This window comes from Actinophytocola sp. (assembly GCF_036402745.1).
Taxonomy (GTDB): Bacteria; Actinomycetota; Actinomycetes; order Mycobacteriales; family Pseudonocardiaceae; genus Actinophytocola.
The window spans coordinates 1-16,038 of sequence record NZ_DASWSJ010000167.1; the positions used below are offsets into that span (position 1 = coordinate 1).

General features: G+C 72.3%; 17 protein-coding genes and 1 tRNA gene. 3 read left to right on the forward strand and 15 right to left on the reverse strand.

What is annotated here, in order from left to right; genetic code table 11:
- Positions 1–225: 225 nt before the first annotated feature.
- The gene (locus tag VGD70_RS16525; protein ID WP_331082351.1) at positions 226–1,038 is read right to left on the reverse strand and encodes a Bax inhibitor-1/YccA family protein; all 813 of its coding nucleotides are present in this window, start codon (positions 1,036–1,038) and stop codon (positions 226–228) included.
- A gap of 304 nt (positions 1,039–1,342) precedes the next feature.
- On the opposite strand from VGD70_RS16525, the gene VGD70_RS16530 reads away from it, so the two are divergent.
- A complete protein-coding gene (locus tag VGD70_RS16530; protein WP_331082352.1) occupies positions 1,343–2,449 on the forward strand; it encodes a polysaccharide deacetylase in 1,107 nt (368 codons plus the stop codon).
- Here the strand turns inward: VGD70_RS16530 and VGD70_RS16535 are convergent.
- Positions 2,442–3,092, reverse strand: a complete 651-nt coding sequence (locus tag VGD70_RS16535) for a phosphotransferase family protein (RefSeq protein ID WP_331082353.1) — start codon at positions 3,090–3,092, stop codon at positions 2,442–2,444. The two genes, VGD70_RS16530 and VGD70_RS16535, sit on opposite strands and share 8 nt — an antisense overlap.
- Before the next feature lie 365 nt (positions 3,093–3,457).
- On the opposite strand from VGD70_RS16535, the gene VGD70_RS16540 reads away from it, so the two are divergent.
- Together VGD70_RS16540 and VGD70_RS16545 are read left to right on the forward strand one after the other, a co-directional pair.
- Entirely contained in the window at positions 3,458–5,464 is a 2,007-nt protein-coding gene (locus VGD70_RS16540) for an SDR family oxidoreductase (protein WP_331082354.1), read from the forward strand.
- A 308-nt stretch (positions 5,465–5,772) separates the two neighbouring features.
- A complete protein-coding gene (locus VGD70_RS16545; protein WP_331082355.1) occupies positions 5,773–6,750 on the forward strand; it encodes a hypothetical protein in 978 nt (325 codons plus the stop codon).
- 3 nt (positions 6,751–6,753) lie between these two features.
- Here the strand turns inward: VGD70_RS16545 and VGD70_RS16550 are convergent, their stop codons facing one another.
- The 13 genes from VGD70_RS16550 to VGD70_RS16610 all read right to left on the reverse strand — a co-directional run bounded on the left by VGD70_RS16550 (position 6,754) and on the right by VGD70_RS16610 (position 15,900).
- Complete coding sequence (locus tag VGD70_RS16550) at positions 6,754–7,164, reverse strand: PPOX class F420-dependent oxidoreductase (protein ID WP_331082356.1); 411 nt, start codon at positions 7,162–7,164, stop codon at positions 6,754–6,756.
- Positions 7,165–7,198: 34 nt separating this feature from the next.
- Positions 7,199–8,011, reverse strand: a complete 813-nt coding sequence (locus VGD70_RS16555) for an alpha/beta hydrolase (protein ID WP_331082357.1) — start codon at positions 8,009–8,011, stop codon at positions 7,199–7,201.
- A gap of 21 nt (positions 8,012–8,032) precedes the next feature.
- The gene (locus tag VGD70_RS16560; RefSeq protein ID WP_331082358.1) at positions 8,033–8,674 is read right to left on the reverse strand and encodes a DUF899 domain-containing protein; all 642 of its coding nucleotides are present in this window, start codon (positions 8,672–8,674) and stop codon (positions 8,033–8,035) included.
- A gap of 15 nt (positions 8,675–8,689) precedes the next feature.
- Positions 8,690–9,175, reverse strand: a complete 486-nt coding sequence (locus tag VGD70_RS16565; RefSeq protein WP_331082359.1) for a pyridoxamine 5'-phosphate oxidase family protein — start codon at positions 9,173–9,175, stop codon at positions 8,690–8,692.
- Positions 9,172–9,633: an SRPBCC domain-containing protein gene (locus tag VGD70_RS16570; protein WP_331082360.1), complete on the reverse strand. Its 462-nt coding sequence runs from the start codon at positions 9,631–9,633 to the stop codon at positions 9,172–9,174. The genes VGD70_RS16565 and VGD70_RS16570 overlap by 4 nt, the downstream gene beginning before the upstream one ends.
- Complete coding sequence (locus VGD70_RS16575) at positions 9,626–9,991, reverse strand: metalloregulator ArsR/SmtB family transcription factor (protein WP_331082361.1); 366 nt, start codon at positions 9,989–9,991, stop codon at positions 9,626–9,628. The genes VGD70_RS16570 and VGD70_RS16575 overlap by 8 nt, the downstream gene beginning before the upstream one ends.
- 189 nt (positions 9,992–10,180) lie before the next feature.
- Positions 10,181–10,254: transfer RNA gene (locus VGD70_RS16580), tRNA-Leu, on the reverse strand.
- Between the two features lie 155 nt (positions 10,255–10,409).
- On the reverse strand, positions 10,410–11,735 hold the full coding sequence (locus VGD70_RS16585; RefSeq protein ID WP_331082362.1) for an NAD(P)/FAD-dependent oxidoreductase: 1,326 nt from the start codon (positions 11,733–11,735) through the stop codon (positions 10,410–10,412).
- Complete coding sequence (locus tag VGD70_RS16590) at positions 11,699–12,328, reverse strand: hypothetical protein (protein ID WP_331082363.1); 630 nt, start codon at positions 12,326–12,328, stop codon at positions 11,699–11,701. Before VGD70_RS16590 ends, VGD70_RS16585 begins: the two co-directional genes overlap by 37 nt.
- Complete coding sequence (locus VGD70_RS16595; RefSeq protein ID WP_331082364.1) at positions 12,325–13,731, reverse strand: DUF58 domain-containing protein; 1,407 nt, start codon at positions 13,729–13,731, stop codon at positions 12,325–12,327. The genes VGD70_RS16590 and VGD70_RS16595 overlap by 4 nt, the downstream gene beginning before the upstream one ends.
- Positions 13,728–14,720, reverse strand: a complete 993-nt coding sequence (locus VGD70_RS16600) for a MoxR family ATPase (RefSeq protein WP_331082365.1) — start codon at positions 14,718–14,720, stop codon at positions 13,728–13,730. The genes VGD70_RS16595 and VGD70_RS16600 overlap by 4 nt, the downstream gene beginning before the upstream one ends.
- Positions 14,717–15,193, reverse strand: a complete 477-nt coding sequence (locus VGD70_RS16605) for a hypothetical protein (RefSeq protein ID WP_331082366.1) — start codon at positions 15,191–15,193, stop codon at positions 14,717–14,719. The genes VGD70_RS16600 and VGD70_RS16605 overlap by 4 nt, the downstream gene beginning before the upstream one ends.
- Positions 15,190–15,900, reverse strand: coding sequence for a DUF4129 domain-containing protein (locus VGD70_RS16610; protein ID WP_331082367.1), 711 nt, complete (start codon positions 15,898–15,900; stop codon positions 15,190–15,192). Before VGD70_RS16610 ends, VGD70_RS16605 begins: the two co-directional genes overlap by 4 nt.
- Positions 15,901–16,038 lie beyond the last annotated feature (138 nt).

The window sequence follows — 16,038 nt, forward strand, 5'->3', positions numbered from 1 at the left end:
ACCGGCCCACAGGGGGCACCGCCGGCGCACCGATCCGCCATCCAGGGGCGCCGCAAAGACACTCACAGATCTCGGGGGGCGGGAGGCCGCGGCCGCCGCGCCGGCCGGGTGCGAAGTGCCCCCGCTACCAGCACAACCAGCGCCGGAAAGACAACCGGAAATAGCTGGAAATACAGAAGGGGCGCCCGACCGTACGGCCGAGCGCCCCCTCCCCCGGGGAAAGTCCTACTCGCTCTGCAAGTAGTACAGCAGACGCAGGATCTCCAGGTACAGCCACACGAGCGTGGTCATCAGACCGAACGCGGCGTACCACGCCCACTTCGACGGCATCCCGGTGCGGATCATCTGGTCCGCCATGTCGAAGTCGAGCAGGAAGTTGAAGGCCGCGATGCCGATGACGATGATGCTGAAGATGATCGCCATGCTGCTGTTGCCGTCGCGGATGCCCATGTTCACGCCGAACATCGACAGCAGCAGGTTGATCAGCATCAAGCCCGCGGCGGCGACCGTGGCGCCGATGATCCACTTGGTGAGCTTGGGCGTGACCCGGATGGCACCCGTCTTGTAGACGACCAGCATCGTGATGAACACCAGCGCGGTGCCCATGACCGCCTGGATGGCGATGCCCGGCACGAGGTAGTTGAACACCCCGGTGATGGCACCGAGGAACACGCCCTCGGCGGCCGAGTAGGTGAGGATCATCGCCGGGTTGGGCATCCGCTTGAAGATGATGATCAGCGAGAGGACGAGGCCGACGATGAGACCGATGATCATCGGCGGGAACGGGCTGATCATCCCGGCCTGCACGGCGACGGCGGTGATGATGCCGGTGATCAGCGCGAGGCCGATGGTGGCCGCGGACTTGGTGACCACGTCGTCGACGGTCATGGGGCGGTCGGCCGTGGTCGGCGGGGCCTGGTAGCCGCCGTATCCCGGCATACCGCCCTGGGGCTGGGGCTGGGTCTGGAAGCCCGCGTAGCCGCCGCCGAACCCGCCGGTCGGCAGGTTCCGGAACGCGGGATTACTGGTAGAACGCACCTGTTCCTCCTGGGCCTGATGGCTCCTGCACCGGGTTCAACGACCAACCATGCCGTTCGGTTCCCGGTGAGTAAAGGTGACTTTACTCGACATTGCGTGATCGTTACCCGGGAACCCGTGAACCGTGATCGCGGCCTCACAGTAGCCGGTGTCACAGCCATCCGGCCTGACCACTCCGCGGCGGACGGCGCTGGGTCGTGATCACTGGCAGCCACAAAATCGTGACCGCGGGCCCGGCCTGGCGTCCCCCAACCCGGCTACTAGTCTCCCTAGCCTTTACTGACGGCTAAGTCGGGAGGGTTCGATGACGCGTCGCTGGGGGCCGATCGTCACCGGTGTCGCGCTGGCGCTGACGTTCGCGGTCCTCGTCGGGCTCGGCACCGTCGGACCCGCTGCCGGCGGGGACGACCCCGCGCCGGCCGCGCAGGGCTCCGCCGCCCCGCCGTCGTGGATGCGCAAGCTCCGGCCCGGTGAGAAGCCGCCGCAGTTCGTCCTCTTCTCCTTCGACGGCGCCGGCTCGCACGAGCACTGGCAGCGCGTCCTGCCGCTCGCGGAGAAGGTGAACGCGCACGTCACCGGCTTCCTGTCGGGCATCTACCTGCTGCCGGACACCCGGCGCGGCGAGTACACCGGCCCCGGCCACGCCCCCGGCCGCGCGGCGATCGGCTTCGGCGGGACCGAGCAGGAGGTGGCCAACCGCATCGCCGACCTCAACGACGCGGTGGCGCGCGGACACGAGATCGGCACGCACTACAACGGTCACTTCTGCAGCGGCAACGAGCCGAGCGGCAGCCGGTGGAGCACCGCGCAGTGGACCGCGGAGCTCGACCAGTTCTTCGGCTTCGTCCGCGACGCCGCCACGCGCGGCCTGCTGGTCGCGGAGAACACGATCAAGGGCGGCCGGATCCCGTGCCTGGAGGGCGACTTCGCCGCACTCGCCCCGGCGCTGGCCGCGCACGGTCTCGCCTACGACTCGAGCCTGACCTCGGACGGCATCACCTGGCCGCAGCTGCGCGACGGCATCTGGCAGTTCCGGGTCCCCGTGGTCCGGGTGCCGGCGCTGGCCGGCAAGAAGGTGATCATGATGGACTACAACCTCTGGTACTCCCTCAACGGCGCGCAGGAGGAACCGTCGCGGGACAAGGAGTTCACCGCGGTGACCCTCGACACCTACCGGGCCGCGTACCAGGCGGCGCTGAACACGAACCGCGCGCCGCTGACCGTGGGCAACCACTTCAACGACTGGTCGGGCGGCGCGTTCAGCGACGCGACCGAACAGTTCATGGCCGAGGTCTGCGTGCGCGAGCACACCGTGTGCGCCACGTACGCACAGGTCATCAAGTGGATGAAGCTGCAGGACCCGGAGGTCCTGGACACCTTCCGCACGATGCCGCCCGCCCAGCTCACCTGACCCGCGAGCGCAGCCACGCGAGCGCCGGGCGGCCCTGCAGGCGCTGGAACCGCCGCAGGTGGGGCAACCCCGGCGGCGCCCGCAGCAGCGCGGAGTGGACGAAGAACCCGGTGACCGCGGCCAGCACGGAGTCGACCGCGGCCGGGTCGGCGCCGGCGGCGACCGGCGAGGTGCGCCAGACCTCCGCCGGATCCGGGCCGCCCTGCAGGGTCACGCTCGGCAGCATGCACAGCAGGTCGACCCAGGGCGCGCCGAGCGCCGCCTGTGGCCAGTCGACGAACAGCACCCGGTCGTCGGTGAGCAGGATGTTGTCCGCCCGCAGGTCGCCGTGCAGGAGCGTGGTGCCCCGCGCCGCGATCGCCCAGTCGGCCTCCAGCGCGGCCAGCCGGTCGACGTTGGCCCTGCTCCACGGGTCGAGCCGGGCGGCAAGCGCGGGGTCGGCGGCCAGCGAGCGCCAGCCGGAGAACGCGGCCGGGTCCAGGCCGATCGGCCCGGCGTCCACGGGCCCGGGGTGAGGTCGGCGGACAGCGTGACGAGCGCGTCGTGCACCCGCCGCCAGTCCCCGGGACGCCACGGCAGCGGCGGCGGGTGCCCCTCGACGTCCTCGAACACGAGGACGGCCCAGTCGCCCACGCTGCTCCACAGCAGCCGCGGCGCGGCGACACTCGCAGGGAGCCGGCCGGCGATCTCGGCCTCACGCTCATGCATCCGAACGGAATGCGGGTCGCCGACCGCCTTGGCGAACACCCGCCTGCCGTCGGCGAGCAGCAGCCGCGCCGCGAGTCCCGGGGAGAACCCGCCGGGCTGGCTCACCGCCTCGACGACCGGCGCCCCCATGGCGGACTCGATGGCCGCGCGTACCGCGCCGGGCACCCCGGCCCAGTCCAGCCGGTTGCCGCCGTTCCCGTCCCACACCATGGTCCGATGGTCCTGGTCGCGGCGACCGAACTCATCCGGTTTTACCGTGGGATGCTGAGCGGCGGCGGGACCCGACGGAAGGACGAGGCGATGGCGACCTACCTGGTTACCGGGGCGACCGGTCTGATCGGCAGGCACTTCGTCGCCGAGTTGCTGGCCCGGCCGGACACCGAGCGGGTGTGGCTGCTCGTCCGCGAGCGGTCGCAGGACAAGCTCGCCGCCGCGGCGCGGGAGTGGCCCGACGCCGGGAAGACCCGGCCGGTCGTCGGCGACGTGCGCGAGCCCGGCCTCGGCGTCAAGGACGCGCAGCTCGACGAGCTCACCGGGCACGTCGACCACCTCGTGCACCTCGCCGCGCTGTACGACATCGCGGCCGACGACGACGCGAGCATCGCGGCCAACGTGGACGGCACGCGGCACGTCATCGAGCTGGCCGAGCGGATCGACGCGGGCTGCCTGCACCACGTGTCCTCGGTCGCCGTCGCCGGGGACCACCGGGGGCGGTTCACCGAGGAGATGTTCGACGCGGGCCAGCGCCTGGTCACCGCCTACCACCGGACCAAGTTCGAGTCCGAGCGGCTGGTCCGCACGCAGACCGACGTGCCCTGGCGGATCTACCGACCGGCGATCGTCGTCGGCAACTCGGCGACCGGTGAGATGGACAAGATCGACGGGCCGTACTACTTCTTCGCCGCGCTCGCTCGGCTCAGCGCCGTGCCGAGCGTGCCGCTGGTCTTCCCGGACATCGGCGACACCAACATCGTCCCGGTCGACTACGTGGCCGCCGCGATGGCACACCTCGTCAACGAGCCCGGTCTCGACGGCCGCGCCTTCCACCTGGTCAACCCCGAGCCGCAGTCGGCCCGCAGCGTCTACAACAGCTTCGCCCGCGCGGCCGGCGCCCCGGTGGCCACGGGCGAGCTCGACCACCGGCTGTCGAACCCGCTGATCAGCCTGGTCAAGCTCGCCGAGCACGTGCCGGGCGTGACGATCGCCCGCGACGCCGTGCTCGACCGGCTCGGCATCCCGCCGGTCCTGCTGTCCACGCTCACCTTCGAGCCGCGCTTCGACTCCACCGAGACCCGCAAGGCCCTGGCCGGCGCCAACAACGGCGCGGGCATCGCCGTGCCGCGGCTCGAGGACTACGCCGACGTGCTCTGGCGGTACTGGCGCGAGCACCTCGACCCGTTCCGCGCCCGCCGGCACGGCCAGCGCGGCGAGCTCGACGGCCGGCGTGTGGTGATCACCGGCGCGTCCTCGGGCATCGGCCGGGCCACCGCGCTCAAGGTCGCCGCCGCGGGCGGGGTGCCGCTGCTGGTCGCGCGCCGGCAGGCCGAGCTCGAGGAGGTCCAGGCGGAGATCGCCGCAGCCGGCGGGCAGGCCTACGTCTACCCGTGCGACCTCACCGACGACGAGTCCGTGGCCAAGACCGTCGAGGCGATGCTCAACGAGCAGCCGGGCATCGACATGCTGGTCAACAATGCCGGCCGGTCGATCCGGCGGTCGGTGCAGCTGTCGTATGACCGGATGCACGACTACGAGCGTGCGATGGCGATCAACTACTTCGGCGCGGTCCGGCTGATCCTCGGGCTGCTGCCGCACATGATCGAGCGACGGTTCGGGCACATCGTGAACGTGTCCTCGATCGGCGTGCAGGGCATCGCGCCGCGGTTCTCGGCCTACGTCGCGTCGAAGGCGGCGCTGGACTACTTCTCCAAGATCGTCGCCACCGAGACGCACGGCGCCGGGATCACGTTCACCACCGTGCACATGCCGCTGGTCCGCACGCCGATGATCCGGCCGACCAAGATCTACGACGCGTTTCCGACGAAGTCGCCGGAGCAGGCCGCCGACATGGTGCTGGAGGCCCTGCTCAAGCGGCCCAAGCACATCGGCACGCCAACCGGCCGGATGATCTCCGCCGCGTACACGGTGGCCCCCGGGCTGGTCGACGCGATCGCCTACCAGGGCTACCGGATCTTCCCGGACTCCACCGCGGCTGGTGGCGGCGGGCGGGTCAAGATAGGCAAGGGTGACCGGCACCTGGGTGCGGCGGCGATGGCGCTGGCCAGGCTGACCCGCGGGTTTCACTGGTGACGGCGCCACGGCGCGGACCAGCCTGTCCACTATGGACAAACGGAACGGCCGTGCGGGACGGGACGGGGCGGCGGGGAGGGGCGTTTCGTTCATGCCTCCGATCGTGCCCGCTGTTCCCGCGTGGGCCGGCGGACCGGCGCCAACTGTGGACAACTGGCCCGGATGTGGATAACCCGGGCTATTCCGCCCTTGTCGCTTGCTTTTCTGTCGGTGTGGCGTGCTAGGTGCCACCCAGAACTGTCTTGTCCATTGTGGACCGCGGGATTTGATCCTGTTGCGGTCCCCGCTCACACCGGTACGGTCACGTCATGGCTGATGACCTCTCCGCGCCGGATGTCAGCTTCACCGTGGCACGCCACGGTTTCGATCGTGCCGAGGTCAGACAGCAGGTGCGGGCCCTGACCGAGCGTGCGCAGCGCGCCGAGGCCGACCGTTCCGAGGTTGCCTCGCAGGTCGCGGAGCTGCAGGGCGAGCTCGAGATCGCGCGCCGGGAGATCGCGGCGCTGTCCTCGCGGCTCGACGAGGTCGGCCGGCCGGCCGACGAGGAGAGCGCGGCGCGGCTGGTCGACGTGGCGAAGTCGCAGGCCAGCGACATCACGACGCGAGCACGCGCGGCCGCGGACGGCACGTGGGCCGCGGCGGAGCGGGCGTCGACGGAGCTGCGCGACAAGTACCGCAAGATGCTCGCCGACCTCGACGAGCAGCACACGGAGATCCGCCAGACGCACAAGTCGATCCTCGCGACCGCGCGGGCGCAGGCCGAGGAGCTGACGACCGGCGCCGAGCGCCGCCGCCGCGAGCTGGACGCCGCGGCCGAGCGGGACCGCATCCGGATCGACCGCGAGTTCTCCGAGCGGATGGCCCACCAGCGGGCCGCCCTCGACCGCGAGCTGACGGAGCGCCGGGCCGCGTGCGTGGCCGAGGTCGACGCCAAGCTGCAGGCGGCCGACGTGGAGGCGCAGCGCCGGGTCGACTCGGTGACGGCGCAGGTCAAGCAGCTGACCGAGGTGCGGACGCAGCTGTCGGAGCGGCTGCGGGGCACCCAGGAGCTGCTGGAGCGCAGCGCCGCCCTGCTGGAGCCGATGACCTCCGAGGCCGAACTGACCGGGCAGGACCCGCTCCCGATGCCCGAGCCGCCGGCGACCGAGCCGCCGGCCGCCGAGCCCCCGGCCACCGCCCCGCCGACGGTGGTCATGGAGCCGGCCGACCCCGAGGCCGAGCCCGCGAAGGAGAAGGGCGCGGTCCCGCCGCAGCGGGCCAAGAGGTCCCAGCCCGCCAAGCGCTGAGCGTCAGGCCATGCCGTACACCCGGGTCACCGGGATACGGACCACCATGCGGCGGTCGGCCACCATCGCCGCGCGGTACTCGTCCCAGTCGGGGTGCTCGCCGCCGATCGAGCGGTAGACCTCGACCAGCTCGTCGACCGTCGGGTCGTTCGGGTGGGCGGCCACCGGGGTCAGCTCGGCCATGCCCTCGGCCACCGCGTAGGCGCGGAAGTCGGGGGACGTCACGTAGAAGCTCGCCCTCGGGTCGCGGCGCAGGTTGGCGGTCTTCGCGCGGCCGTCGGTGACCGAGATGCGGATGACGCCGTCCGCGAAGGTGAAGGAGACGTTGGACAGCTGCGGCCGCCCGTCCCGCTTGATGGTCGTCAGCACCCCGCCGTGGGTACCGCTCAGCAACGCCAGCAGACGATCTTCCATGCCGGCGATTCTCCATCCTCCACCGAACCGGAGGTCAAGCCGCCTCCGCCGAGGAGGACGAGGCGGCGCAGGTCTCGAGGATCAGCGCCGCCACCCGGTCGGGATCGTCGGTCATGGGCACGTGCCCACACCGGTGCAGCCACGCGTGCCGGGCCCGCGGCAGCAGCTCGGCCGCCCGCCGGGCCTGCCGCGGCCACAGGATCCGGTCCCGCGTCCCCCACGCCACGGTGACCGGCACCGAGGGCGCGGGCGAGGCGAACTCGTAGTCCCGCCCGGCCGCCGCCACCAGGTCGAACGCCGGCGAGCCCACCATCGACAGCAGGTCGGCGAGCATGACCTCCGCGGTCAGCCGCGACGGGCGCCCGTAGAGCAGCCCGCCCGCGACCATCCGGAAGTACCGCCACCGCAGCAGCGTCGACCCGAACGGCAGCCGCCCGGACAGCCGGACCATCCGCAGCACCCACAGCGCCCACGCCCGGTCCCGCGGCGTCCAGAACCCGGCCGGCGCGAGCGCGGTCGCCGACGACACCAGCCCGCGCGAGGCGAGCTCCAGGCTCAGCACCCCGCCCAGCGAGTTGCCCGCCACGTGCGGCCGCTCCAGCCCGAGGTCCTCGAAGATGTCCGCGCACGCCTGCACCGCGCTCGGCATGTCGTACCCGCGCCCGTCCGGCAGCAGTGGCGACCTCCCGAACCCCGGCAGGTCGACGGCGATCACGTCGTGTGACTCGGCCAGCGGGTCGAGCACCGGCTCCCAGGCCTGCCATCGGTGACCGATGCCGTGCAGCAACACGAGCGGGCTGCCGCTCCCCCGACGCTCGAACGCGACCTCAATGGGCTGACGACTCATAACCCAGCATGTTACCGCGATTTACATATACTCGTCATGGAGCCGCCACCAGCTGCTCGGCGCGCTGTCCCCGTGCCCGGCCTCCTCCCATGCCTCCTGCCGGCCCAGCGGCGTGAGGTCCAGCCAGCGCAGCGTCGTGTTGATCAGGTCGCCGCCGCGGCCGGTGGTGAAGTAGGTCCGGTACACCTGGTCGCCGTCGCGCAGGAACACGCTCACGCCGAACCCGTGGCCGGCGCCGCAGTCCTCGGTGAACTCGGTCGACGCGCTGTACCAGGGCACCGACCAGCCCATCCGCGACCGGTACGGCTGGAGCTGGGACTGCGGTGCGGGCGAGGTGAGCACCAGCGTGGTGTCCCGCGCGTTCAGGTGCCCGAGGTGGCCGAGCCCGTCGGCCAGCATCGAGCAGCCGGGACACCGGTGGTCGTCGCCGGCGAACATCATGAAGTGGTAGACGATCAGCTGCCGCCTGCCGTCGAACAGGTCCACCAGCGACAGCGGGCCGTCCGGCCCCTCGAACCGGTGGTCCGGGAACTCGACCATCGGCAGCCGCCGGCGCTCGGCGTTGAGCGCGTCCAGCGCGCGGGTGGCGGCCTTCTCCTTGACCAGCAGCTCGGCGCGCGCGGCCTGCCACTGCGGCATGGCGACGATCTCGGGCAACGTCATCACGAACCCTCCTCGCTACGAGCGGAGCCACTCGGGCATCGCGCCCGGGAACCGGGACTGGAAGTCGACGACACCAACCCACGCCGGACGCACCGCGATGCGCTCCATCCGGACGTCGCGCCGGCGCAGCTCGGCGAAGTAGGCGTCGGCGGCCTCGGCCGGCATCGTGCGGCGCATCACCGCCTCGTACTCCGGCACCACGTCGTCGACCTCGGTGACCTCCGCGACGCCGCGGATCAGCAGCACCCGCGGCGGCGGCTCGGGCGTGTCGATGGTGAGCGCGACCGCCGGGTCGACCCGCAGCGCGCGGACCTTGGCCGACGTGGCGAAGCCACCCATCACGATCTCCTCGCCGGTCCAGTGGAAGTTGATCGGCAGCACCCGCGGGGTGCCGTCCCGCGCGACGTAGGCGAGCCGGGCGGTGATCACCTCGCGCAGGAGCCGCTGGGCCACGTCGGTGTCGAGCAGGCGAAGGTCTCCCTGGCGCAGCGCGGCGGTCATCGCGCACCGCCCGCGAGGTAGCCGGCGAGGTCGGCGAAGCTCTGCCGCCAGCCGTCCTCGTGCCCGTCGCGCGACGGGTCGCTGACGAAGCCGGCCTGGTGGAAGGTCATCTCGGTCTTGCCGTCGCGGTCGGCGAAGGTGACCGTGACCAGCGTGTCCTCCACCGGCTGGTCCCCCTGTGGGTCCCAGGAGAAGCTGAACACCAGCCGCTCCGGCGCGACGATCTCGAGGTAGACGCCGCCGGCCCAGTAGTCGGTGCCGTCCGCGGTGTCGCGGATGCAGGTCCGCCAGGCGCCGCCGCCGGTCGCGTCGACCGTCACCGACAGCGCGGTGAACCCGGTCGGGCCCCACCATTTCGCCAGGTGGTCCGGGTCGGTCCAGCACTCGAACACCAGCTCACGCGGGGCGTCGAACACCCTGGTGACCACGAGCTCGCGCTCGGACGCGGTGTCACTCATCGTCGACATCCTTCTTCTTCTCCCGCCGCTTGGCGTGTCCGCGGAGCTCCCGCAGGTGCTCGTCGAGCCGGTCGAAGCTGCCCTCCCAGAACTGCCGGTAGCGCTCGAGCCAGTCGTTGGCGTCCCGCAACGGCGCCGCGTCCAGCCGGCACGGCCGCCACTGCGCGGAGCGACCGCGAGCGATCAGGCCGGCGCGCTCGAGCACCTTCAGGTGCTTGGAGATGGCCGGCAGGCTCACCTCGAACGGCTCGGCCAGCTCGGTGACCGTCGCCTCCCCCTTGGTCAGCCGGGCCAGGATCGCCCGGCGGGTCGGGTCGGCCAGCGCCGCGAAGGTGCTGCTCAGCTGATCAACGCTCATGTACTCAACCACCTAGTTAATTAACCGACAGGTTCAATGTACCGCGCGAGCGCGCGCTGTCAACCCCCGGCTCGGGCGGGGCCCGTTGAACGGCTGATGAAAATGGGCGCGGGAAAATGGCGCCACGCTGAGTGTCAAATCAATTGCTAACAGTCGCGGAGCGACGGCGAGTGAATTACAGCATCGGTGTGCCCCCGACCGGATTCGAACCGGCACTCCACCCCTTTTAAGGGGGCTGCCTCTGCCAGTTGGGCTACGGGGGCAGCCGCAGCCTAGGACGTGATCACCAGGCTACGGACGGGTTTTCCAGAACTTGCGTCCGCTGGCCCAACCCGGGATACGCCTTTTGGCTGTACCCGGCAGGGCCGGGTAAGGCTACCCGGTGCAACGCCGTCCGGCTGCGGAGAATTTGCGCGAGTCAGTCCCGGGACACGCGGTCGAACTCGGCCCGCGGATTGTTGATCTGGCCCATCGAGATGACCTCACGCCGTAACAGTCCACTCAGTAACCAGTCGGCTACTACGCGGAATTTCCGGTTGAACGTGGGCACCCGCGCCACGTGGTAGCCGCGGTGCATCGCCCAGGCGATGAACCCCTTGGCCTTGATGTTGTAGACGTCGGCGACTCCCTTGTGGAGGCCCAGGCTCGCGACCGAGCCGACGTTCTTGTGGAAGTACTGCTTGGGCGCGCGGTCGCGCAGCACGGCGACGATGTTCTTGGCCAGCACGGTGGCCTGGCGCACGGCGTGCTGGGCGCTGGGCGCGCACAGCGCGTCGGGGTCCTCGTCGGTGCGCGACAGGTCGGGCACCGCGGCGTTGTCGCCCGCGGTCCACGCGTCGGCCACACCGTCCACCTGCAACGTGGCGGTGGCGCGCACCCGGCCGCGGCCGTCGATCGGCAAGTCCGAGGCGGCGAGCACGGGGTTGGCCTTGACGCCGGCCGTCCAGACGATGGTGTCGCTGTCGAACTCGGTGCCGTCCGAGAGCACCACGTGACCGTCCTCGAACGACTTCGCCAGAGTGGACAGATAGACCTCGATGCCGCGCCGCTCCAGCTGCAGGACGGTGTAGACGCCGAGGCTCTCGCGCACCTCGGGCAGGATCCGCCCGGCGGCCTCGACGAGCACCCAGCGCAGGTCGGAGGGCTCGATGTTCTCGTAGTAACGAATGGCGTAGCGGGCCATGTCCTCGAGCTCGCCGAGCGCCTCGATGCCGGCGAACCCGCCGCCGACGAAGGTGAACGTGAGCAGCTTGCGGCGCAGCTCGGGGTCCACTGTGCTGCTGGCGGCGTCCAGTTTGGACATCACGTGGTTGCGCAGGTAGATGGCCTCGCCGATGGTCTTGAACGAGATGCCCTGTTCGGCGAGCCCGGGAATGGGCATCAGCCGGGCGACCGAGCCGAGCGCCACGACGAGCACGTCGTACTCGAGCTCCTCGAGATGGCCGTCCGGCGCCTCGATGGTGACCGTCTTGTCACCGTGCGCGATCTTGGTGACGCGTGCGGTGAGGACGTGGCAGCGCTTGAGCGCGCGACGCAGCGGCACCACCACGTGCCGCGGCTCGATGGCGCCGGCCGCCGCCTCCGGGAGGAACGGCTGGTAGGTCATGTGCGGCTGCGGGTCGACGACCGTGACGGAGGCCTCGTTGCCGCGCAGCTTGCGCTGCAGGCCGAGTGCCGTGTACAGCCCGACGTAACCACCGCCGAGAATCAAGATCCGGGTCGGTGCGGATTTCCCTCGCCCCATGAGTCCATGGTGGCACCTCCACCGTCGCCACGCCCGCCTGCCCCCGTGTGAGAGTGGTCGCGGCGCTGCCGGTGCCAGAGCAGGATGACCAGCGCGATCGCCGTCAGCGCCACCAGCGCGGTGACCTCCAGCACGGCCGGCGTCGGCCCGACCGGCATCAGCGCGGCCAGCCCGGCCAACGCGAACACCACCGCCTGCACCACGACGAACCGCACGGCCGTGCCGCGCAAGGCACGCAGGTGCACCCGGCCACGCGACGGCAACACCCCGGCGAGCCCGCAGCTGACGTGGAACAGGTGGACGACGGGGATCATCGCGAGGACCGCGGGCCGCAGCGGGTCGTCCCCGGTGAGCGCGACGAGGACGGCGGCGCCGATCACCACGGCCGACGGCACGGGCGAGGCGGGCGCGTAGACGGACGCGAGGATCGCGGGGCCGAGGACGAACAGCGCCCCCCACAGGGCCCCCTCGCTCGCCGGGATGAGCACGACGCCCGTCCCGCTCAGCGCGACGAGTGCACGCAGTGTCCAGGCGGGCAGCCCCTGGCCGAGCCGCGGCGCGTCGGCGGTCCCGGCGATTCCGGCGGTGCTCATCGGGGCACCCGCGGCCGCCGCCGGGCCGACTGGAGCAGCGCGCCGATCGCGCCGCCCTCGCCCCAGCGCACGACCGGGACGCCGTGCTCGCCGAGGACCGCGAGGCGCACCCGCTGCTCGGCGACCACGACGCCACGCACCGCCTCGCCCCACGGGGTGTCGTCGTCCGGCACCAGGTCCCGCGGGAGCAGGTCCACGGCCAGCACCAGGTTGCCGCGCCGCGCGCCCCGCACGGTGAGCTCGACCAGCTTGTCGTCCAGGAACGGGGACAGGACCACGACGGTCGCGCCCGGCGGCACCTGCGCCGCCCGCAGCACCGGCTCCCCCGCGCCCGACACGCGCTGCGCGGAGAGCACCAGCGAGTGCCGGATCCGCTGCAGCTGCCGGCGCCCGGAGCCGACCGGCACGCCGCCGCGCGGGTGCCCGATGTCGATGACCCCCACCCGGTCGCCCTGCCGCAGGAACGCCGCGGCGAGCGAGGTCACCGCCCGCACGCCGATGTCGAGGCTGCCGCCCACCCGCGTCTCGGCGCCGACCGTCTGCTCCGACCAGGCGGCGATCTCCCGGCTCACGTCGAGCGTGGTGTCGAGGGCGAGCACGAGGTCGGCGTCGGCCTCGGCGTGCCGCTCGCGGACGTGCAGCGTGCCCGGCGCCAGCACGCCACCGCCGGCCGCCGCGGCCCGCAGGGACACCCGCCAGTCGACCCGGCGCAGCCGGTCGCCGAGCTGGAACGGCCGGATGTCGCGCAGCTCCATGCCGTCGCCCGCGCGGGCCGAGCGGTGCGCGCCGACCAGGCCCGCGGCCCGCGGCGGCACCGGCGCGCCCGGCAGCGGGTCGATCGGCGGCAGCACGGTGTGGTTGGCCGTGCGGCCGACGATCGGGCCGAGCACGTAGAGCCCGTCGTGGCTCGCCACCAGGTGGTCCGGGCGCAGATAGTCCGACAGGCCCCAGGTGTTCCAGGTGATCGTCGCGTGCACGTCGCCGGTGACCGCCGGCAGCAGGTGCACCGGCCCGACCCCGGACCGGGACGCGACCGGCATTCGCAGCGCGATGAACCGCGCGCCCTCGCCCGGCTCCATCGCCACGGTCACCCGGCTCCTGCGACCGGCGTCGACGGTGTCCGCGAGGCGCGTCGCCTCGACCTTCGGCCGGCCGGTCGGCGGTGTCACGAGCAACACGCTGACCAGTAGCGGCGCGCCGACGAGCAGCAGCTCCAGGCGGTGCAGCACGACGCCGGCGACGGCGAGCCCGAAGCCGCACGCGATCGCCCGGACCAGCGCGTCGGTGCGCCGCCAGCCATGGGTGCGCACCTCCCGCCGGCCGAGGAACCAGCGGCGCGCCCGGTGGCCGAGCCCCCGCTGGCGGCGCTCCAGCATGGCCGCCTGCTGCTCGAAGGAGGTCAACGCCGGGACCGGGTCGTGCTGGGGGTGGGCACGGCGCCGAGCATCTCCTCGACGACCTGCTCGCCGGACATCCCCGAGCTCCACGTCTCGGCACGCAGCGTCAGCCGGTGCGCGAGCGCGGGGACCGCGCACTCCTTGACGTCCTCGGGCAGCACGAAGTCGCGGCCGGCCAGCACCGCGAGGGCGCGCGCGACCAGCAGCAACGCCTGCGAGCCACGGGGGGAGGCGCCGACCTCGACCGAGCGGTGGCCGCGGGTGGAGCCGGCGAGGTCGACGCAGTAGCGCAGCACGTCGTCGTCCACCTCGACCCGCTCCAGGCCGGCCTGCAGCTCGGCGAGCCGGGTCGGGTCGATCACCGGCTCGATCACCACGGCCTCGCGCTGCCGGGCGATCCGGCGGCGGAGCACCTCGGCCTCCTCCTCCGGCGGCGGGTAGCCGACGTCCAGGCGCAGCAGGAACCGGTCGAGCTGGGCCTCGGGCAGCGGGTAGGTGCCCTCGTACTCGATGGGGTTGGCGGTGGCGAGCACGTGGAAGGACTTGGGCAGCGGGAAGGTGCGGCCCTCGACGGTGACCTGGCGCTCCTGCATGGCCTCCAGCAGCGCGGCCTGCGTCTTCGGTGGCGTGCGGTTGATCTCGTCGGCCAGCAGCATGCCGGCGAAGACCGGGCCCTGGCGGAAGCTGAAGTCCCGCTCGGTGGGGTCGTAGATGAACGAGCCGGTGATGTCGGCCGGCTGCAGGTCGGGGGTGCACTGGATGCGCCGGAAGTCCAGGCCGAGCGCCTGGGCGAGGGTGTGCGCCATGAGGGTCTTGCCGAGCCCGGGGACGTCCTCGAACATCACGTGCCCGCCGGCCAGCACGGCGGCGAGCGCCAGCCGGACCGTGCGCTGCCGGCCGACGACCACGCCGGCGACCGCGTCGAGCACCGCGGCCGACTCGGCGCGGATCACCTCGGGCGTCGGCACGTTGTCCACTGTGGACGGTGAGGTCATAGCAGTTCCTCCAGGCGCCGCACGAGCGCGGCGAGCTCAGCGGGCTTGGGCAGGCTTGCGTCGGGGGCGGTGAGCAGCCGGTGCAGGTCGGCGCCGAGCCGGTCGCGGGCGCGCGGGTCGTGCAGGTCGGCGAGGTCCTTGGTGTCGGGGTGGCGGCGCAGCGCGCTGACCGCGAGCCTGCGCAGCCGCGGCTGGACGCGTGAGGTGAAGCGGTAAGGGTCGCCGGCGGCCTGGGTCAGCCGGTCGGTGAGGGAGCTCGCGTGCAGGCAGACGCTGGCCGCGGGGAGGTCGGGCTCGGGTGTCCAGTCGGCGTCGAACGCGCCGGAGAACAGGGCGGTGAGCAGCACCGCGGCGCCGGCCGGGAGGGAGAGCAGGACCGCCCACGGGACGGGCGTGCCCATGGCGGCGACGGCGGTGACCGCCACCGCGACGGCGGCCAGGACGGCGAGGAGGGTGGCGCGCAGTGGGCTCACGCGGGGCTCCCCGCGGGACTGCTGTTGGCTGCCAGGGCGTTGAGGATCCGGTCGAGGGCGGCGAGCGCGGCGTCGGCCTCGGCGTCGCCGACCTGGCCGGGCGGGCCGAAGCGGGCGCGCTGGTAGAGGGTGCGGAGCTCGTCGAGGGCCGGCTCGCTGGTGAGGTAGTGGGCGAGCAGCGCGGCGGTGAACTCGGTGGCGGTCTGGTGGGGCTCGCGGCCGGCGCCCTCGTGCGCGGCGGCCTCCTCGAGCCGCAGCCAGGCGGCGATGACCGCGTCGCCCGGCGCGCCGCCCCGCCGCTGGGCGAGCTCGCCGCGGGCCCGTTCGGCGGCCTTGCGCAGCCGCATCGGCATGGTGACCTCGAGCGCGCCCAGTTCCTCGTGGGTCTCGACCCCGACACCCAGCCGCTGCTTGCGCTTGCGGAGGCGGCGGACGCGGCGGAGCAGCAGGGAGAAGGCGACGAGCAGCAGCATCAACGCGATGATGACGAAGGAGGTCTGGACCAGCCCGAGCTCGTCGGTGATGTCGACCAGGAACGCGTTCTTGTCCGTGTTGGACCCGTGCATGGGGACACCGCCGCCGACGCCCCGCTCCAACGGCACGTCCCGCAGGGTGCCGGGCACGGCCGACGTCCCCCGCGCGGCGATGACCGCGAACAGAAGCAATGCGGCGACCGTGCACAGAACGGCGACCCGGGAGCTTCTCATCCCCCGCAGCATGCCTCACCGATTCACCGAACGGCGGGACTTTATCCAGTCGATATCTGCCGACGGCGCCTGCTGTGCCCGGCCTGTGCATTCCCGGTGATTTCTTGTGCCCGCCAGGAGTTGTCCGAACAAACCCAC